The 16,289-nt window shown below is 38.9% G+C and carries 13 protein-coding genes; 3 read left to right on the top strand and 10 right to left on the bottom strand.

All coding sequences use genetic code 11. The features are described 5' to 3' along the window. Nucleotides 1-245: 245 nt before the first annotated feature. Complete coding sequence (gene tyrS / locus RMB03_RS02830; RefSeq protein WP_017387717.1) at nucleotides 246-1,478, bottom strand: tyrosine--tRNA ligase; 1,233 nt, start codon at nucleotides 1,476-1,478, stop codon at nucleotides 246-248. A gap of 61 nt (nucleotides 1,479-1,539) precedes the next feature. On the opposite strand from tyrS, the gene RMB03_RS02835 reads away from it, so the two are divergent. Further along, nucleotides 1,540-2,667, top strand: coding sequence for an anhydro-N-acetylmuramic acid kinase (locus RMB03_RS02835; RefSeq protein ID WP_004640222.1), 1,128 nt, complete (start codon nucleotides 1,540-1,542; stop codon nucleotides 2,665-2,667). Between the two features lie 127 nt (nucleotides 2,668-2,794). Further along, nucleotides 2,795-3,637: an alpha/beta hydrolase gene (locus RMB03_RS02840; protein WP_311073723.1), complete on the top strand. Its 843-nt coding sequence runs from the start codon at nucleotides 2,795-2,797 to the stop codon at nucleotides 3,635-3,637. A gap of 59 nt (nucleotides 3,638-3,696) precedes the next feature. On the opposite strand, the gene erpA is transcribed toward RMB03_RS02840, so the two are convergent. The 4 genes from erpA to RMB03_RS02860 form a co-directional block, all read right to left on the bottom strand. After that, nucleotides 3,697-4,032 (bottom strand): iron-sulfur cluster insertion protein ErpA, encoded by a 336-nt coding sequence (gene erpA / locus RMB03_RS02845; protein ID WP_003656048.1) that lies wholly within the window; start codon nucleotides 4,030-4,032, stop codon nucleotides 3,697-3,699. Between the two features lie 124 nt (nucleotides 4,033-4,156). Continuing rightward, the gene (locus RMB03_RS02850) at nucleotides 4,157-5,161 is read right to left on the bottom strand and encodes a putative solute-binding protein (protein ID WP_311073726.1); all 1,005 of its coding nucleotides are present in this window, start codon (nucleotides 5,159-5,161) and stop codon (nucleotides 4,157-4,159) included. A gap of 351 nt (nucleotides 5,162-5,512) precedes the next feature. Then, nucleotides 5,513-6,520: a putative solute-binding protein gene (locus tag RMB03_RS02855; protein WP_003656045.1), complete on the bottom strand. Its 1,008-nt coding sequence runs from the start codon at nucleotides 6,518-6,520 to the stop codon at nucleotides 5,513-5,515. Nucleotides 6,521-6,774: 254 nt separating this feature from the next. After that, nucleotides 6,775-7,782, bottom strand: a complete 1,008-nt coding sequence (locus RMB03_RS02860; RefSeq protein ID WP_311073728.1) for a putative solute-binding protein — start codon at nucleotides 7,780-7,782, stop codon at nucleotides 6,775-6,777. A 253-nt stretch (nucleotides 7,783-8,035) separates the two neighbouring features. Here RMB03_RS02860 and RMB03_RS02865 point away from each other — a divergent pair, with 253 nt between their 5' ends. Further along, on the top strand, nucleotides 8,036-9,964 hold the full coding sequence (locus RMB03_RS02865) for an ATP-binding cassette domain-containing protein (RefSeq protein WP_311073730.1): 1,929 nt from the start codon (nucleotides 8,036-8,038) through the stop codon (nucleotides 9,962-9,964). 50 nt (nucleotides 9,965-10,014) lie between these two features. Here RMB03_RS02865 and RMB03_RS02870 read toward each other — a convergent pair whose 3' ends face one another. The 5 genes from RMB03_RS02870 to dnaN all read right to left on the bottom strand — a co-directional run bounded on the left by RMB03_RS02870 (nucleotide 10,015) and on the right by dnaN (nucleotide 16,263). Continuing rightward, a complete protein-coding gene (locus tag RMB03_RS02870; protein ID WP_311073732.1) occupies nucleotides 10,015-10,941 on the bottom strand; it encodes a hypothetical protein in 927 nt (308 codons plus the stop codon). Nucleotides 10,942-11,066: 125 nt separating this feature from the next. Then, nucleotides 11,067-11,459 carry a cytochrome b562 gene (cybC, locus tag RMB03_RS02875; RefSeq protein WP_281836854.1) on the bottom strand — a complete coding sequence of 131 codons (393 nt, stop codon included), beginning with the start codon at nucleotides 11,457-11,459 and terminating at the stop codon, nucleotides 11,067-11,069. Nucleotides 11,460-11,496: 37 nt separating this feature from the next. Continuing rightward, nucleotides 11,497-13,965, bottom strand: a complete 2,469-nt coding sequence (gyrB, locus tag RMB03_RS02880; RefSeq protein ID WP_311073736.1) for a DNA topoisomerase (ATP-hydrolyzing) subunit B — start codon at nucleotides 13,963-13,965, stop codon at nucleotides 11,497-11,499. A gap of 52 nt (nucleotides 13,966-14,017) precedes the next feature. Further along, nucleotides 14,018-15,100, bottom strand: a complete 1,083-nt coding sequence (gene recF, locus RMB03_RS02885) for a DNA replication/repair protein RecF (protein ID WP_311073738.1) — start codon at nucleotides 15,098-15,100, stop codon at nucleotides 14,018-14,020. Nucleotides 15,101-15,114: 14 nt separating this feature from the next. Beyond that, a complete protein-coding gene (gene dnaN / locus RMB03_RS02890) occupies nucleotides 15,115-16,263 on the bottom strand; it encodes a DNA polymerase III subunit beta (RefSeq protein ID WP_003656033.1) in 1,149 nt (382 codons plus the stop codon). Nucleotides 16,264-16,289 lie beyond the last annotated feature (26 nt).

The raw sequence follows: 16,289 nt of genomic DNA on the forward strand, positions 1-16,289 counted from the left end.
ATTCCAAAGATTCCAAAGATTCCAAAGATTCCAAAGATTCCAAAGATTCCAAAGATTCCAAAGAAATAATAGAGCAAATACTCTACTCCACTCTGTATTTCTTCTTATTTTTAATTTACTTCTTTTATCATTACTGAATTACTGATCTTTATTTAGATTGTTCCACGTGGAACGCTGAATTGTTTTTGTGATCCTTAAATAAAAAAAGCAGGATTACTCCTGCTTTTCATCACTACACAACTTTCTTAGTCAGTGAACGTTACGCGTGCAATAGCTTTCTTACCTGACTGAATAATGAAAGTACCGTTTTCTTTTACAGAGAAACTTGCATCAACAGCATTCCAGTCAACTTTTACTGCTCCGCGAGCCACAGCATCTTTTGCAGCTGCTGCATTCGGATTTAGGCCAGCTAAACGTAAAATCGTAGCAATAAAGATTTCTCCACCAAACTCACCACGTGAAATAGTCACCTCTGGGGTGTCTTCGGGTACTTCACCTTCTGTAATAAGGTTACCAGCACTTTTATGCGCATTAGCTGCAGCTTCTGCATCATGGAAACGTTCAACTAGTTCAAGTGCAAGAATACGTTTTACTTCTTGCGGATTACGACCAGCAGCAATTTCATCTAATAAAGTTTTGATCTCATCTAGAGATTTAAAGCTGAGTAAATCGAAATAGCGTTCGATTAAAGAGTCTGGCATTGATAAAACTTTTTGGTACATTGCCCCTGGTGTATCAAATACACCAATATAGTTACCTAAAGATTTAGACATTTTATTTACGCCATCTAAACCTTCTAGAATCGGAACAGTGATACACACTTGTGATTCTTGACCATAACGGCTTTGTAAAGTACGCCCCATAAGTAAGTTAAAGGTCTGGTCTGTACCACCTAACTCTACGTCAGCTTCAAGTGCAATAGAGTCATAGCCTTGAACTAAAGGATATAAAAACTCGTGGATTGCAATCGGCTGATGATTGCTATAACGCTTAGTAAAGTCATCACGCTCTAACATACGAGATACGGTTTGTTGGCTTGCCAACTGAATAAGGTCAGCAGCAGACTTCTGATTAAACCATTCTGAGTTAAAACGTACTTTTGTTTTATTCGGATCTAATATTTTGAAAACTTGTTCTTGATAAGTTTTAGCATTGGCTTCTACTTGTTCGCGTGACAACGGCGGACGAGTTGCACTTTTACCAGTTGGGTCGCCAATCATGGCAGTATAGTCACCAATCAAGAAGGTCACTTCATGACCCAAATCTTGGAACGTTTTTAATTTATTAATAAGAACAGTATGTCCTAAATGTAAATCTGGTGCTGTAGGGTCAAAACCAGCTTTAATTTTAAGAGGACGGTTCTCTTTGAGCTTTTTCAGTAAATCTTCTTCTGAAATAATTTCGTGCGTGCCTCGTTGGATGAGGGCAAGCTGTTCTTCGGCGGGCAAGAAATTTGACATCACAAAACCTAAACACATCAGTTATTCAATTTGTGCGATATACTAACATTTTTTCAGCGTCTTGCAGGGGAAGTTGCATATGAGCGCAATCTATATCGGCGTAATGACTGGCACTAGTATGGATGGTGTGGATATTGTTGCGGCTTCATTTGAGCCACTACAGCTTCATGCCACTCTTACAGTTCCATTTGAACCCGAGTTACGTGATGAGCTTATGGCATTAACTTTACCTGATGACAATGAAATTGACCGCATGGGTAAAGCTGATGTTGCTCTGGCCCAAATGATTGGTCACGGGATTAATACTTTAATTGAAAAACATCAATTAGATCGTAGTCAAATTAAAGCGATTGGTTCGCATGGGCAGACAATTCGTCACCGTCCAGAACATGGGTTTACGCTACAAATTGGCGATCCCAATATCATTACCGAAATCACTCAAATTCCAGTTGTTTCAGATTTCCGTCGTAGAGATATGGCAGCAGGTGGTCAAGGTGCACCATTAGTGCCTGCTTTCCATCAGGCATTATTTCAACATCCAAGTATCCATCGTGTGATTTTAAATTTGGGTGGTATTGCTAATGTGAGTATGTTGCCTGCCAATAATGCTGACGGCGTATTTGGTTTTGATACAGGTCCTGCAAATATTTTGATGGATGCGTGGTGTCATCGTCATACTGGTCATCCATATGATGAAAATGGTGATTGGGCAGCTTATGGGCACCCTATCCGCTCTTTACTCGATCGCCTTCATGCACATGAATATTTTTCTAAAGAACCACCGAAAAGTACGGGACGTGAAGATTTTAATATTGACTGGTTGGATGATCAGTTAATCGATTGGCGAAACGATCTAACTTATGATGAATTAGAAGACACACCTGAAAACGTCCAAGCCACCTTATTAAAACTCACTGTGCGTGCTATTCAAAAAGCGATTTATCGCTCAGAGATGGAAACAGGTGAAGTATATGTTTGTGGTGGTGGTGCTTATAACTCTTATTTATTAGAACAATTGCGCTGGCGTTTACGTAAGCATAATTGGTCAGTTCAACCTACAGATGTTTTAGGACTCTCCCCTACTTGGGTCGAGGCTACAGCATTTGCATGGTTAGCAATGCGTTTTGTAAACGGTTTAAGTGGCAATTTACCAGCAGTAACAGGTGCTTCAGATTTCAGAATTCTAGGTACGATCACGGCGGTATAAAGCTTCATATCGATTTGATTGGTCAGATTCGACCTCATAGCACATTTACTGACCCGAAATGCTGTTATTTAAATGAGCATAAAAACTCATGATAAGTGCCAACAAAAATAATTTGAGGCATGTTTTCATGGATCTGACCAAACGTATCCATCAGTACACCCGTGGCGACTGGACATTCGATGTGATTGATTCAGGCCCTATAGATGGCCCACTTGTTGTTTTATTGCATGGTTTTCCAGAAACTGCTCATAGTTGGGAGCAAACCTCGGAATTATTGCATCAGCATCAATTTAGAACGCTTGCAATTCATCAACGGGGTTATAGCTTAAATGCTAGACCTCAAAGCCGATTTCAATATTCATTGAGTGAACTGGTAGAAGACGTTGCAATTTTTATTAAGCAACTCGGTCAACCAGTCTATTTAATAGGGCACGATTGGGGATCTGCAATCGCGTCGGGCGTTGCAATGAAGTATCCACAATATATTCAACATCTCACTTTAGTTTCTGTACCCCATCAGGCTGCTTTTTTAAAAGCCTGCTTAAGCAGCAAACAACTTTTTAAATCTTATTATTTTGCAGTTTTTCAACTTCCTCTTCTTCCTGAAGTTCTATTTAAAAAGATGCCTAAATTAGGTCGTAAATTTCTTCAGTCATCTGGCATGACCGGGCAGCAAATTGAAACATTCGAGACCGAATTTATAAAGGAAAATAGATTAGGTACGGCGTTGAATTGGTATCGTGGCTTTTTTTGGGACAAGCCTCAAAATCCGTTTAAAGCAATAGATGTTCCTACTCTTTTTATTTGGGGTAAACATGATATTGCCGTTACAGAAAAAAGTGCCAAGTTAAACTCAAGTTATTTTAAAAATAGTTATAGTGCAATTTTTATGGATGCTTCGCATTGGATTCCATATCAGAATGCACCCGAACTTGTGCAATACTTTTTAGAATCTATCCGTGAAAAGTAATGATCTGATCAATAAAAAACCTCTCAAAATAGAGAGGTTTTTAAATTTTAAAATTCTTTTTAAATCGAGAATGAAGAACCACAACCGCATGTTGTTGTTGCATTCGGGTTTTGAATGATAAAACGTGAACCTTCAAGGCCTTCTACATAATCAACCACTGAGCCAATTAAATACTGATAGCTGAGTGAATCAACAAGCATTTTTACATCGCCATTAACAAATTCTGCATCATCTTCATTTACGCTTTCAGCAAAATTAAAGCCATATGAAAACCCTGAACACCCGCCTCCCGTTACATATACACGTAACATGAGATCGTCATTCCCTTCACTATCACGGAGTTGGCGTACCTTATTGGCAGCATTATCTGTCAAAACTAGAGCTTGGGCATTCATGATGATTGTTCCTCGGATTTTGCTGTGCCTTTCAAAATAAAAAAGACCCTATATTGAGTATAGCATAATCAATATAGGGTCTGTCTTCGAAGTTTAAAGCGAATCTTGAGTATTTTTATCAAGATTATTTGTAATTCTCGTCTTGTAAGCCACATTCGAAGTTTTTAGCATCTTGCTTACAACGGAATTGCCATAATAGTTTCATCATACGTTTATCGTATACACCACGTTGTGTAAGGCTAATTCGTGACTCACGCATCAGCTTTTGGTAACCCGGTTTATCTGCAGGTGGAACATCCATCCAGTATTTTTGCGGAATATCAGCTTTCATTTTGCCTAAAATGGTAAATGCACGTGGTAACTGAGCTGCCACCCATTGTCGCGACTTCTGTCCGAAACCTGCTGGAAACTTGTCAGGACGAATAATAATATTTCCTGTCACTTGTAAGATTGGATAGTTTACGATCGCCCCTTTTGTTCCTAAACCTTTTTGTAGTTCTAAAGGTTTAAATGCTGCCGCAGGTGCACCAATAATGTCTACCTGATGGTTATTAAATTTAGCACCGAAATTTGTTATATCGGCACTAACAGCCTGCGCACCTACCTGCTGAACCATAATTTTTTGAGCTTCATCATAGTCAAGTACAGCAATTTTTTTACCTGCAGCTTTCGCTACTGTATTGATGCTGCGATCATTTACTAAAAGATAGGCATCTCCTACTGGAATAACACCTACAACCTCATAGCGGCCGTTAATCATATATTTACTAAAAGTCGGACTCGCTAAACCTTGCATTACTTTTACAGCAAGCTTGAGGTCAGGAATGGCACCAATTGCGTCTAATGACCCTGTAAACGAGTTAAATTGACGACCACGCATGCCTGACACACTGATGCCATCACATTTGCCTGCTTTAAAGTCTTCGGCAATAACGGCTTCATTCTGGTTTACTTTCAGTTCGATATCAGCTCCCCAGGTTTTAGCGGCCAGTTGATAATCCTTCATCAGCGCATAGACATCGCCATTTTTACCAACGAAGTCAAAAACACATACTGTTTGTTTAGCCTGAGCTGCAAAAGAAACTGTGGTCAGTCCCATCGCAAGTAATAGCATTTTGGAAAATTGCATATTCTTTTTCCTTTCCTTGTGGAGTTTTTTGTTTTTCGATACCAAGAAATTTCACACCAATATGGTATGAGTCGGATAGGCTTCATATAAAAAATCATGTTGAAGATATTTTTACGGATCCATTTTGCTTTTATGATTTTATTTCCATCAAAAATAGATAGTCGTCTATCTATTAGCAATTATTTTAATCACAGAAGTCCTTGATCCATTTTTATACCTTCATGTTTCCTTATGAAGTTTTTATCTAAATTTAGCTTAACGTCTTTCTAGTTATCCACAATGGCAGAATTGACAGCATATACAAAACAAAAAGCCTAGAACTAAGTCTAGGCTTTCTGAGAAAAATTAAGATTATTCACCAGGCATTGAACATTCAAAGTTAGCCTTGTCTACAGAACAACGCGCTTTTTTCAATACAGACATCATACCTGCATCGTAAACACCGCGTTTAGTTAAGTCCATACGGCCATCACGCAACATTTTTTGATATTTAAGTTTGTCTTCTGCACTTAAATTCATTTTGTATTTGCCAGGAATCTGAGCTTCTAAACGGTTGATCATTGCAAAGTTCTTAGGCAACTGTTTAACAAACCAGTCACGAGATTTTTGACCAAAACCAGCTGGGAATTTATCAGAACGTAATACTAGATCAGCTGTAACGTGTAATACAGGGAAGTTCCACATTACACCGTTTGCACCCAAACCTTTATTTAATTCTAATGGTTTGTAAGCATAAGCAGGCGCACCTACCATATCTACTTGGCCATTATTAAATTTCGCAGCAAAGTTTGAAATATCAGAAAGAACTGCTTGAGCACCTACACGCTGCACCATAATTTTTTGTGCATCGTCATAACCCAATACAGCGAATTTTTTACCCGCAGCTTTTTCAACAGAGTTGATGTTTTTGTCACGCACGAAAATGAACGCTGAACCTAGCGGAGAAATACCAGCTACTTCGTATTTTTTACCACCCATATTAGTGGTCATTTTTGCTGCATTACGCGCATCTAATACATAGGTAATTGCACGTTGAGCGATTTGGTTATTTGGAACACCGCCAAGTGAGTCGATAGATCCTGCGAATTTGTTATATTGGCGTGCACGCATTGCTGTCATTGCTACAGCATCACATTTACCAGCTTTAAAATCATTATCAGCAACAGCCTCGTCCTGACGAGGTACCAAGTTAATTTCAGTACCCCAGCCTTTTGCAGCTAGAGCCCATTCTTCCATCATTTTATATGAGTCGCCTGCTTTTCCTAAGAGGTCGAATACACACACGGTACTCGCTGCTTGCGCTGAAGCAGAAAAACCAACAACAGAAGCGGCAGCCATAGCAAGTACGATTTTTTTCATTTTCTTCATCCTTCCACGGAACAGATTTTTTGTTTGAAGTTTCCTTTCAAAGACAGATATTAATCATGTTTTTTAGAAAAAAATAGAGCATTTACTCAATTTTTTTATCTAATTGAACCATTGTTTGTTCAATTTAAATTATTTATTAGTAGTAAAAATCACTACGTTTCCGTAAGTTACTTTTTATATTCACAATTTTCATACCCATATTCAGTATGGAAATATATGTAGGGTTTTTGTGATGAAAAAATAATCTACTCTCCATTAAGCGTACATTCAAAATTTGTCCGTTCGACTGTACAGCGAGCACGCTTAAGTACACTCATCATGGTCGCATCGTATACACCCTGTTTGGTTAAGTTGAGACGCCCCTCTCGTAAAAGTTTTTGATATTTGGTTTTATCTTCTGCTGAAAAATTCATTCTAATTTTTGACGGTACGCCCATTTCTAACCGCTTTATCATGGCAAAGTTTTGAGGTAATTTTTGTATAAACCAATCACGTGATTTTATACCAAAATCTGTAGGGAACTTATCAGTTCTCGCGATTAAATCTCCAGTAACATTCACCACTGGAAAATTAAACATGGCCCCTTTAGTGCCGCCTATACCTTTGCCAATCTCTAGTGGTTTATAAGCATAAGCAGGCGCAGCAATTGCATCGACTTGTCCACTATTAAACTTTTTCACAAAATCAGTAATTTCAGAAGGAATAGGCTGCGCCCCCACACTTTCTACCATAATTTTTTGAGCAAGGTCATAATGCAAAATAGCGAATTTTTTACCGCGAACTTTTTCAATGGAATTCAGATTTTTATCTCTTACAAATAAATACGCCAGACCAATCTGAACAATACCGACAACCTCATAATTTGCTCCATTCTGAGCAGTCACCATGCGATGTTTATTACGCTTATCTAAAACGTAGCTAATCGCTTTTTGCGCAATAGCATTACTGGTTACCCCACCAATCGCATCGATAGAACCCGCAAATTTATTATAGTTCCGTGCCCGCATAGAGGTCATATAAGCAGCATCACATTTGCCTTCACGCAGTCTACGGTCAACCAAACCTTCATCTTGAAATGGAATTAAGGTGATATCAGCTTGCCAGTCCTTTGCTGCAAGCGCCCACTCTTCCATCATTTTATAAGATTCACCTGACTTTCCTAATAAATCAAATACACACACATTTTGTCCCGCATGTGCTGTTCCCATAGCACAGCAAAATACTGCACTAATTATCCCCAATCTTTTTTTCATTTGACTTTCCTTAGTCTAGTTTTATTAGTAGCTCATTAATCAACCAAACTTTAAACTGTTTTTATTTTAGTCATTTTTTTTAAAAAGTGTTCTATCTTGTTCAATATTGAAGATATTTCGGATGAATAGCTGAACCTAGAATATTTCGATGTATACAATTGTTGTCCGCTTCTAACTAAAATCCGGAAAGTTTTGTTTTCATCGGCAGTTCTCTTTAAAATACGGCATTCCTCACTCACCTCGATACAATAAGATGATTCAATTTGACCAAGTTTCTTTACGCCGCGGTGGACGTATTCTATTTCAAAAAGCGTCTATGCAATTACACCCAGGTTGGAAAATTGGTCTGACTGGGGTCAATGGTGCAGGTAAATCAACCTTATTTGCAGCGTTACTAGGTAGCTTAGGCGCAGATGAAGGTTCACTTACTCGTCCTTCAGGCTGGATCGTGGCGCATATGGCGCAAGAAATAAAAGCACTAGACATGCCTGCAATTGATTTCGTTCTCTCAGGTGATGAAGAGTTTTGGGATATTCAAAATAAGCTTGCTCAACCAGATCAACTGAGTGACTTTGAATTGGCTAAATTGCATGGCCGCTTTGATGAAATTCATGGTTATTCAGCACCATCTAAAGCAGCTCAGCTTATGGCTGGTCTTGGTTTTCTAGAAAATCAATTGCGTTTAAACGTTGAGAGTTTCTCTGGTGGATGGCGTATGCGTTTAAATTTGGCGCGTACCCTAATGAGCCGTTCAGATTTATTATTACTCGACGAACCAACAAACCACTTAGACCTAGATGCAATTTTGTGGTTAGAAGATTGGCTTAAAGCCTATGAAGGTACACTCATTCTAATTTCGCATGACCGCGACTTTTTAGATGCGATTACAGATCATATTCTGCATATTGAAAATCAGGAACTAACGCTTTACACCGGAAATTACTCTACATTTGAAACCACGCGTAGTGAACGTCTTGCTCAGCAGCAGCAAGCTTTTGAGAAGCAACAAGAAACACGTGCTCACCTACAAAAATTTATTGACCGTTTTAAAGCAAAAGCGACTAAAGCTCGTCAGGCACAAAGTCGAATTAAACAACTTGAGCGCATGCAAGAGCTCGCTCCAGCTCATATTGATACACCTTTTACGTTTAGTTTCCGTGAACCAACCAAAATGAGTTCACCGTTACTGACTTTAGACAATGCCAGCATTGGTTATGGCGATAAACAAATCGCCGAAAAAATCAGATTACAAATTACACCAACCTCTCGTATTGGTTTACTTGGTATGAACGGCGCAGGTAAATCGACCTTAATTAAGAGCTTAGTGGGTGATTTACCGCTCTTAGCTGGTGAACGCAAGGCGTCAGAGTTACTTAATATTGGTTACTTTGCACAGCACCAAATGGATGCTTTAGATGGCCATGCTACTCCAATGTTACAAATTGCCCGTTTAGCAGGTAAACAAATTAGTGAGGCGACTTTACGTTCTTTTTTAGGTAGTTTTGGCTTTAGTGGTGAACGCATGGATACCCCATGTGAAACCTTTTCTGGTGGAGAGCGCGCTCGTTTGGCCCTCGCACTGATTGTATGGCAGCGTCCAAATGTTTTGATTCTGGATGAACCGACGAACCATTTAGATCTTGATATGCGTCATGCACTAAGCATGGCATTACAAGATTTTGAAGGCGCTGTCGTATTGGTTTCCCACGAACGTCAACTCATTGCAAGTGTTTGTGACGAACTTCTTTTGGTACACGGCGGTAAATGTACCGAGTTCGAAGGTGATTTACAGGATTATGCAAAATGGCTACGTGAAGCACGTCAGCAACTCATCAATGCTCAGACTGCTGTAGCACAGAATAATTCTTCCTCTGCCGCTCCAACTCCCACTAAAATCGATAAAGAAGCGCAACGTAAAGAAGCAGCTCGCCGTCGTGAACAAACCAGACCTATTCGTAAAAATATCGAAAAAATTGAGTCTCAAATTGAGAAACTTCAACCACAACTTGCCAAAATTGAAGAGTCTTTAGCAGATACATCTTTATATGATGCAGCACGTAAGGATGATCTGCTCAAGCTTATGAATGAACAGACTGAGCTGAAAGCTAAACTTGAGCAATATGAAGAACAGCTTTTAGAACTTATGATGGAATTAGAAGAGATGGAAGCCTCTTTTGATTAATCTATTTTTCAAAATAAAAAAGCCGATTTCTTAATCGGCTTTTTTATTAATTAATAAGGGGTATAAAAAGCCCCTAATTCATTCAAATTGGTATTGATTGGCAAAGGCCAAACATTGCTTGATAAACTATCTGCAATATATAAATCATAACCGCCACGGCTTCCTGTCTGCCCCGCTAGAGAAACCACCATATACCGCTGGTCTAAAGGTGCCGGATCTGATGTATTTACGACTGTACTATTAAAAGGCAAACGGGTGGTTTGTTTGGTGGCCGTATCATAAACATAGATCTGATCATGAGCATTTGTTGGGCTATACCAACGCACATATAAAAACTGGCTTCCCTTCCACCATACTGGATAATATGAGGCAATATTGGTTAGCTGTGTATCATATGCACCCGACTGATCAATACTAAAAATTCTAGAATTACTACTTGCACCTTTGGCATATAAGATTTGCGTAGTATTGACCATTGGATAAGGCATTGACTCTTCGATATCCCAACCATTTTGAGTGACAGAAGTAATCGTGCGATCAGTCATTTTAACGATTTTTAAATCGCCATTTTGCTTAAAAATAATACGTTGGTTATCTAGAAATTTAGGATCTTCATCCCGCTTGTTATTCCCTAGGGTTAAATTGATTGGTAATTCCGTGCTTCCAACTCTCCAAGTATAAACATCCCATGCATCGCCATAATGCTGTCCAGAATTAACTCCCATAAAAGTGAGCCATTTTCCATCTGGAGAAAAATGACCATTCATCATGTGGTCAATTTTCCAGTTTGTGCCCAGTAATGTGGTTTGCTGCGTTGTGAAATTATAAAGATAAAGCTTACTGTCCCATGCGTCATAATCACTATAACGATGAAATACTAATTTTCCGTAAAAAGTGGGTGCTGTGGCAGCATGCAGTTGAAATAAGCAATTAAAAAATAAGATTACAATGTATAAAAGTTTTTGTGTTTTTTTCAAAATTATATTCTCTTGTAATAAATGAGTATCCAAGAGAATAGCAGTTTACAAATTTATTTTCTTATAAAACAAAAGGCTTTGTCTAAAATTAAACAAAGCCTTTTATTAACTCATCATAAAAAAGATTATCTAAATTTTTTATGATTTTCATTTCGAATTTTGACTAAATTCATTGCTTCAGTTTTTGCTTGATCTAACTGTCCCTGTTCAACCAATGCTGTTACTTTATCAATCTCAGCAACAAGCTGATCTAAACCAGCTTGATACTCTTTTACCTTTTCACTTTCTGATGGCAAGCCTTCAAGTTTATGAGGCAAAGATTGCTTAGAAGAAACTGCTGCTTCACGCATTACAACAAGCTGTTGTTTCGCATTAGCAGCATCTTTCGCTTCAGCAAATGCTTTAGTGCTCTTAGCTAAAGTTTTCATATTCGTTTCTAAATCAGCCGCCCAAACAGTAGCGCTTCCTAGAAAAACACATGAGATTAACAAGCTAGCTAACAATTTCTGACCCATCATCTTCTCTCCCTAGACTGATTTAGAATCATGTTATGAATTAAGCATCAATATCAGCATTTAAAGCATTCTCTTCAATGAATGCACGACGTGGTTCCACATCATCACCCATTAAGCAAGAGAACATACGATCTGCTTCAATCGCATCGTCAATGGTTACCTGTAACATATGACGGTTTTCAGGGTCCATTGTCGTTTCCCAAAGCTGCTCAGCATTCATCTCACCAAGACCTTTATAGCGTTGGATCATCATACCGCGGCGCGAATCTTGCAAAATATGCTGCCAAACTTGATGGAAGTTAGCCACTTGAATACGGCGATCACCTTTTTGTAAATAAGCACCATCTTCAAGCAAACTGAACCAACTCTTCGAGTTTTTCAGCAAACGAGCATACTCAGCTGAGTTCAATAAACCTGCATCAAGCAAATATGCATGTGGCAAGTTATGAACATATACAGTAATACGCGGCCAATAATGCGCAGATTTTTCACCCTGAGCATTTTCACGCTCAAATGACTCTAGTGTAATTTCCGGACGTAAACTTGGCTGTAATCTTGTAATGATCTCTTTTAGTTGATCAGCCCATTGTTGTACATAAGCTTCATCATGGTTTTGATCGCTCTTGAATGCCTCTATTTCAAGTAAAGCATCTAGTAAGCTAGCAGGATAACGTAACGTTAAGCGCTGTAAGCTCTTTTGCGAAACTTGATAATCCTGAATGACTTTAGCAAGTGCTTCACCTGTAATTGATGGTGCTTCAGCATTGGTATGCAAAGATAGCTCATCAATCGCATTTGAAATTAAATAATTTTCCAATGCATCATTATCTTTGATGTATTGTTCCTGCTTACCTTTTTTCAATTTGTATAAAGGTGGCTGTGCAATATAGATATACCCACGCTCAACCAATTCTGGCATTTGACGGAAGAAGAACGTTAACAATAAAGTTCGAATATGCGAACCATCAACGTCGGCATCGGTCATGATAATGATTTTATGATAGCGTAGCTTGTCAGGATTATATTCTTCACGACCAATACCACAGCCGAGAGCAGTAATTAAAGTACCCACTTCCTGACTAGAAATCATTTTGTCAAAGCGTGCACGTTCAACGTTCAGGATTTTACCCTTCAACGGCAAAATAGCCTGCATTTTACGGTTACGGCCTTGCTTGGCACTACCACCAGCAGAGTCACCCTCGACAAGATATAATTCAGAAAGTGCTGGATCTTTTTCCTGACAATCTGCCAATTTGCCTGGTAAACCAGCAATATCAAGTGCGCTCTTACGACGCGTCATTTCACGCGCTTTACGTGCAGCATCACGCGCACGTGCAGCATCAATAATCTTACCAGCAATTGACTTTGCAGCTTGCGGGTTTTCAAGTAAGTAAGCAGAGAACTCTTTGTTCATTGCTTGCTCAACAGCAGGTTTTACTTCACTCGATACCAGTTTTTCTTTGGTTTGAGATGAGAATTTTGGATCAGGTACTTTTACCGAAATAATAGCAGTTAAACCTTCACGTGCATCATCGCCCGTTACATTGACTTTTTCTTTCTTGAGAATATTTTCATTTTCAAGATATTGGTTTAAACCACGCGTCAAAGCTGCACGGAAACCAGCTAAATGGCTACCGCCATCTTTTTGAGGAATGTTATTGGTAAAGCAACGGACGTTTTCTTGATAACTTTCATTCCACTGCAAGGCTACTTCTACACCAATACCGTTATCTGTATCCGCAGTAAAATGGAAAATCTCATTGAGATGAGTTTTACCTTCGTTAATGTATTTTACAAACTCAGATAATCCACCTTCGTAGTCATATACATGTTCAAGGTTAATACGTTCATCGCGTAATACAATACGTACGCCCGCGTTTAAGAATGAAAGCTCACGTAAACGGCGTGCTAGAATTTCTACGTTAAAAATGGTTTGGGTAAATGTTAATTCACTTGGCCAAAAACGTACTGTTGTACCACTCTTATCCGTTTCACCAATCACACGTAATGGATATTGCGGATCACCGTGTTGATATTCTTGCTCATGCACTTGACCAGCACGAGAAATCATTAAATGTAATTTACTCGAAAGTGCATTTACTACAGAAACACCTACACCGTGTAAACCACCTGAAACCTTATAACTGTTGTCATCAAACTTACCGCCTGCGTGCAGAATGGTAAGAATTACTTCCGCTGCAGAAACACCTTCTTCAGGGTGAATATCGGTTGGAATACCACGACCATTATCAGAAACACTCACCGATTCATCTTCATGAATAGTGACAATAATTTCATCACAATGCCCAGCTAAAGCTTCATCGATTGCGTTATCGACTACCTCGAATACCATATGGTGTAAACCGGTACCGTCGTCTGTATCCCCAATATACATACCCGGACGTTTACGAACTGCATCTAATCCACGTAATACTTTAATACTAGAGGAATCATAAGCCTTTTCATTGGTTTGTTCTGTTTGAGAGGCTGATTGAGACTCTGAACTCATGGTTTCTCCCTAGCAAATATAGGTTTATTCAAAGATGGGTAACATCAAAAAATTATGGTGAAGCAAGACTAACTTGACCGAATTCAACATTGAATAATTGATATGAAATAGACAAATCATGTAAATGTTTTTTTACCGATGCATGATCTAAAGTTGTCATAAAAACCTGGCTACCAAGTTGGCTTAATCGTTCAATTAAACGTTGTTGTGCGGTTAAGTCTAATTCTGCTGTCAGATCATCTAATAATACCACAGTTTCCTTATTACTCGCATGCAACATTGCAATTTGTGACAGTTTTAAGGCAATAATCAGCAGTTTTTTCTGACCTCTTGATAAAACCACATCAGCATGTCCATAAGGGGTTTTTAAGCGCAAATCGGCGCGATGTGGACCATATTCGGTATAACGTCGTTCGATGTCTTTTTGATGTTGATTAAGCAGGTCTTGCATGAGTCCCTGCTCCGTATGAAAACCTGGACTGTATTCCAGTTCAATTTCAAGATCAGGGAGTAATTGACTCAAATCATTTTGAAAAAAAACATTCCATTGTTCCACAATACCCAACCGCTGAGAGTGCAAAATTTCACCATAATCACTCAACATTTTGTTCCAAGGCTCTAAATCAGCCAAAGACAAATTCCGTCGGGTTTTAAGTAAAGTATTTCGCTGTTTTAATGCACGCGAGTAGTATTGCCATGCAAAATAAAACTCAGGTTCCACGTGGAACATCAACCAATCTAAAAGTTGGCGCCGTGGTTTTGCCCCATGGTCAATAATATCTGTACTTTGTGGATCAAGGTGTTGCAAAGGAAGTAATTTAGCAAGTTGGCCTTGGGTAGCCACGGTGTCGCCATTGACCTTCATCAACTGCTCACCAGAGGCCAACTTTTGCATGCCAATTTTCTCAGTACTAGACTGAGCAAAGACAATCGCATCTTCGGCAGCATACTGAATATAATTTTTAGGAATATGAGTGCGGAACGATCGCCCTGTTGCAAGCAAATGAATTGCTTCCAGAATTGAGGTTTTTCCTGAACCATTAGCGCCATAAAATATATTAAACGGTTGCAATCCTTGGAGTGCAACCGTTTTTAAATTACGCACACGTTCAATATTTAAGCGCGTAAGATGCATATTAGATAGCCAGACTATACACGCATCGGCATAACTACATAAGTTTGATCACTATGCGCCGGATCTTGAACCAAAACAGACTGATTCGCCTCACTCATACTCATATTTACGTCATCGCCATCAAGTACACCCAATACTTCAAGTAAATATTGCGCATTAAATGACATTTCGAGTGGTATATTTTGATATTGAATAGCTAAATCTTCAATAGCCTCATCTTGCTCAGGGTTATTCGCACGAAGCTGTAAAGAATCCTGATTAAAATTCAAGAAAACACCACGCAACTTTTCATTACTCAAAATTGCGACACGTTGTAATGATTGCTTAAATACATCATGGCTAATTAAGACATGTTTATCGCCACCACGTGGAATCACACGACGATAATCAGGGAATTTGCCATCAATCAATTTTGTAGTAAAACGAACAGTAATATTGCCCTGTTCTTTATCACGACTTGGCGTATTGATGGTTACATTTAACAATTCACGACCAATCAACAAAGTTAATTGTTCATCTTCAATACTCAGTAAACGCTGTAATTCACCAACAGCTTTACGAGGTACAATGGCCTGAACCAATTGAGCTGATGTAGAAGACGCTGTAATTTCACAAAGTGCTAAACGGTGACCATCTGTTGTTACTGCACGTAATTGATTTTCATCAATTTCCAATAAAGTACCCGTTAAATAGAAACGTACATCTTGTACAGCCATCGCAAAAGCAGTTTTTTCAAATAAACGCTTTAACTCACGTTGGGTTACTTGTACTTGAGTACCCTGACTATTTTCAGTCGTCAATAATGGATAATCTTCTGCGGGTAAAGTCCCTAATACAAAACGGCTATTACCAGACTTTAAGATACATCTTTGATCTTCAGTAATTTGTAAATCAATTAATGCGGCTGTAGGCAATGATTTACAAATTTCCATTAACTTACGAGCAGGGACTGTTGTTTCCCCTGCTTCAAGGCATGCCCCTTCTGATAAAACAGTGCTCGCAACCAGCTCGACTTCTAGATCAGAACCAGTAATGGTGAGCGCCTGAGCATTAGTCTGAATTTTGACGTTTGAAAGAATATTCAATGTATGACGACGTTCTACCGCACCGACAACATGCGATAAAACATTGAGTAAACTTTCTTTAGCGATTTTCAAACGCACGATTCATTCCTCTAGCAACTTGGAGC

The sequence above is a fragment of the Acinetobacter sp. V91_7 genome (assembly GCF_031799075.1).
Lineage (GTDB): Bacteria > Pseudomonadota > Gammaproteobacteria > Pseudomonadales > Moraxellaceae > Acinetobacter > Acinetobacter calcoaceticus.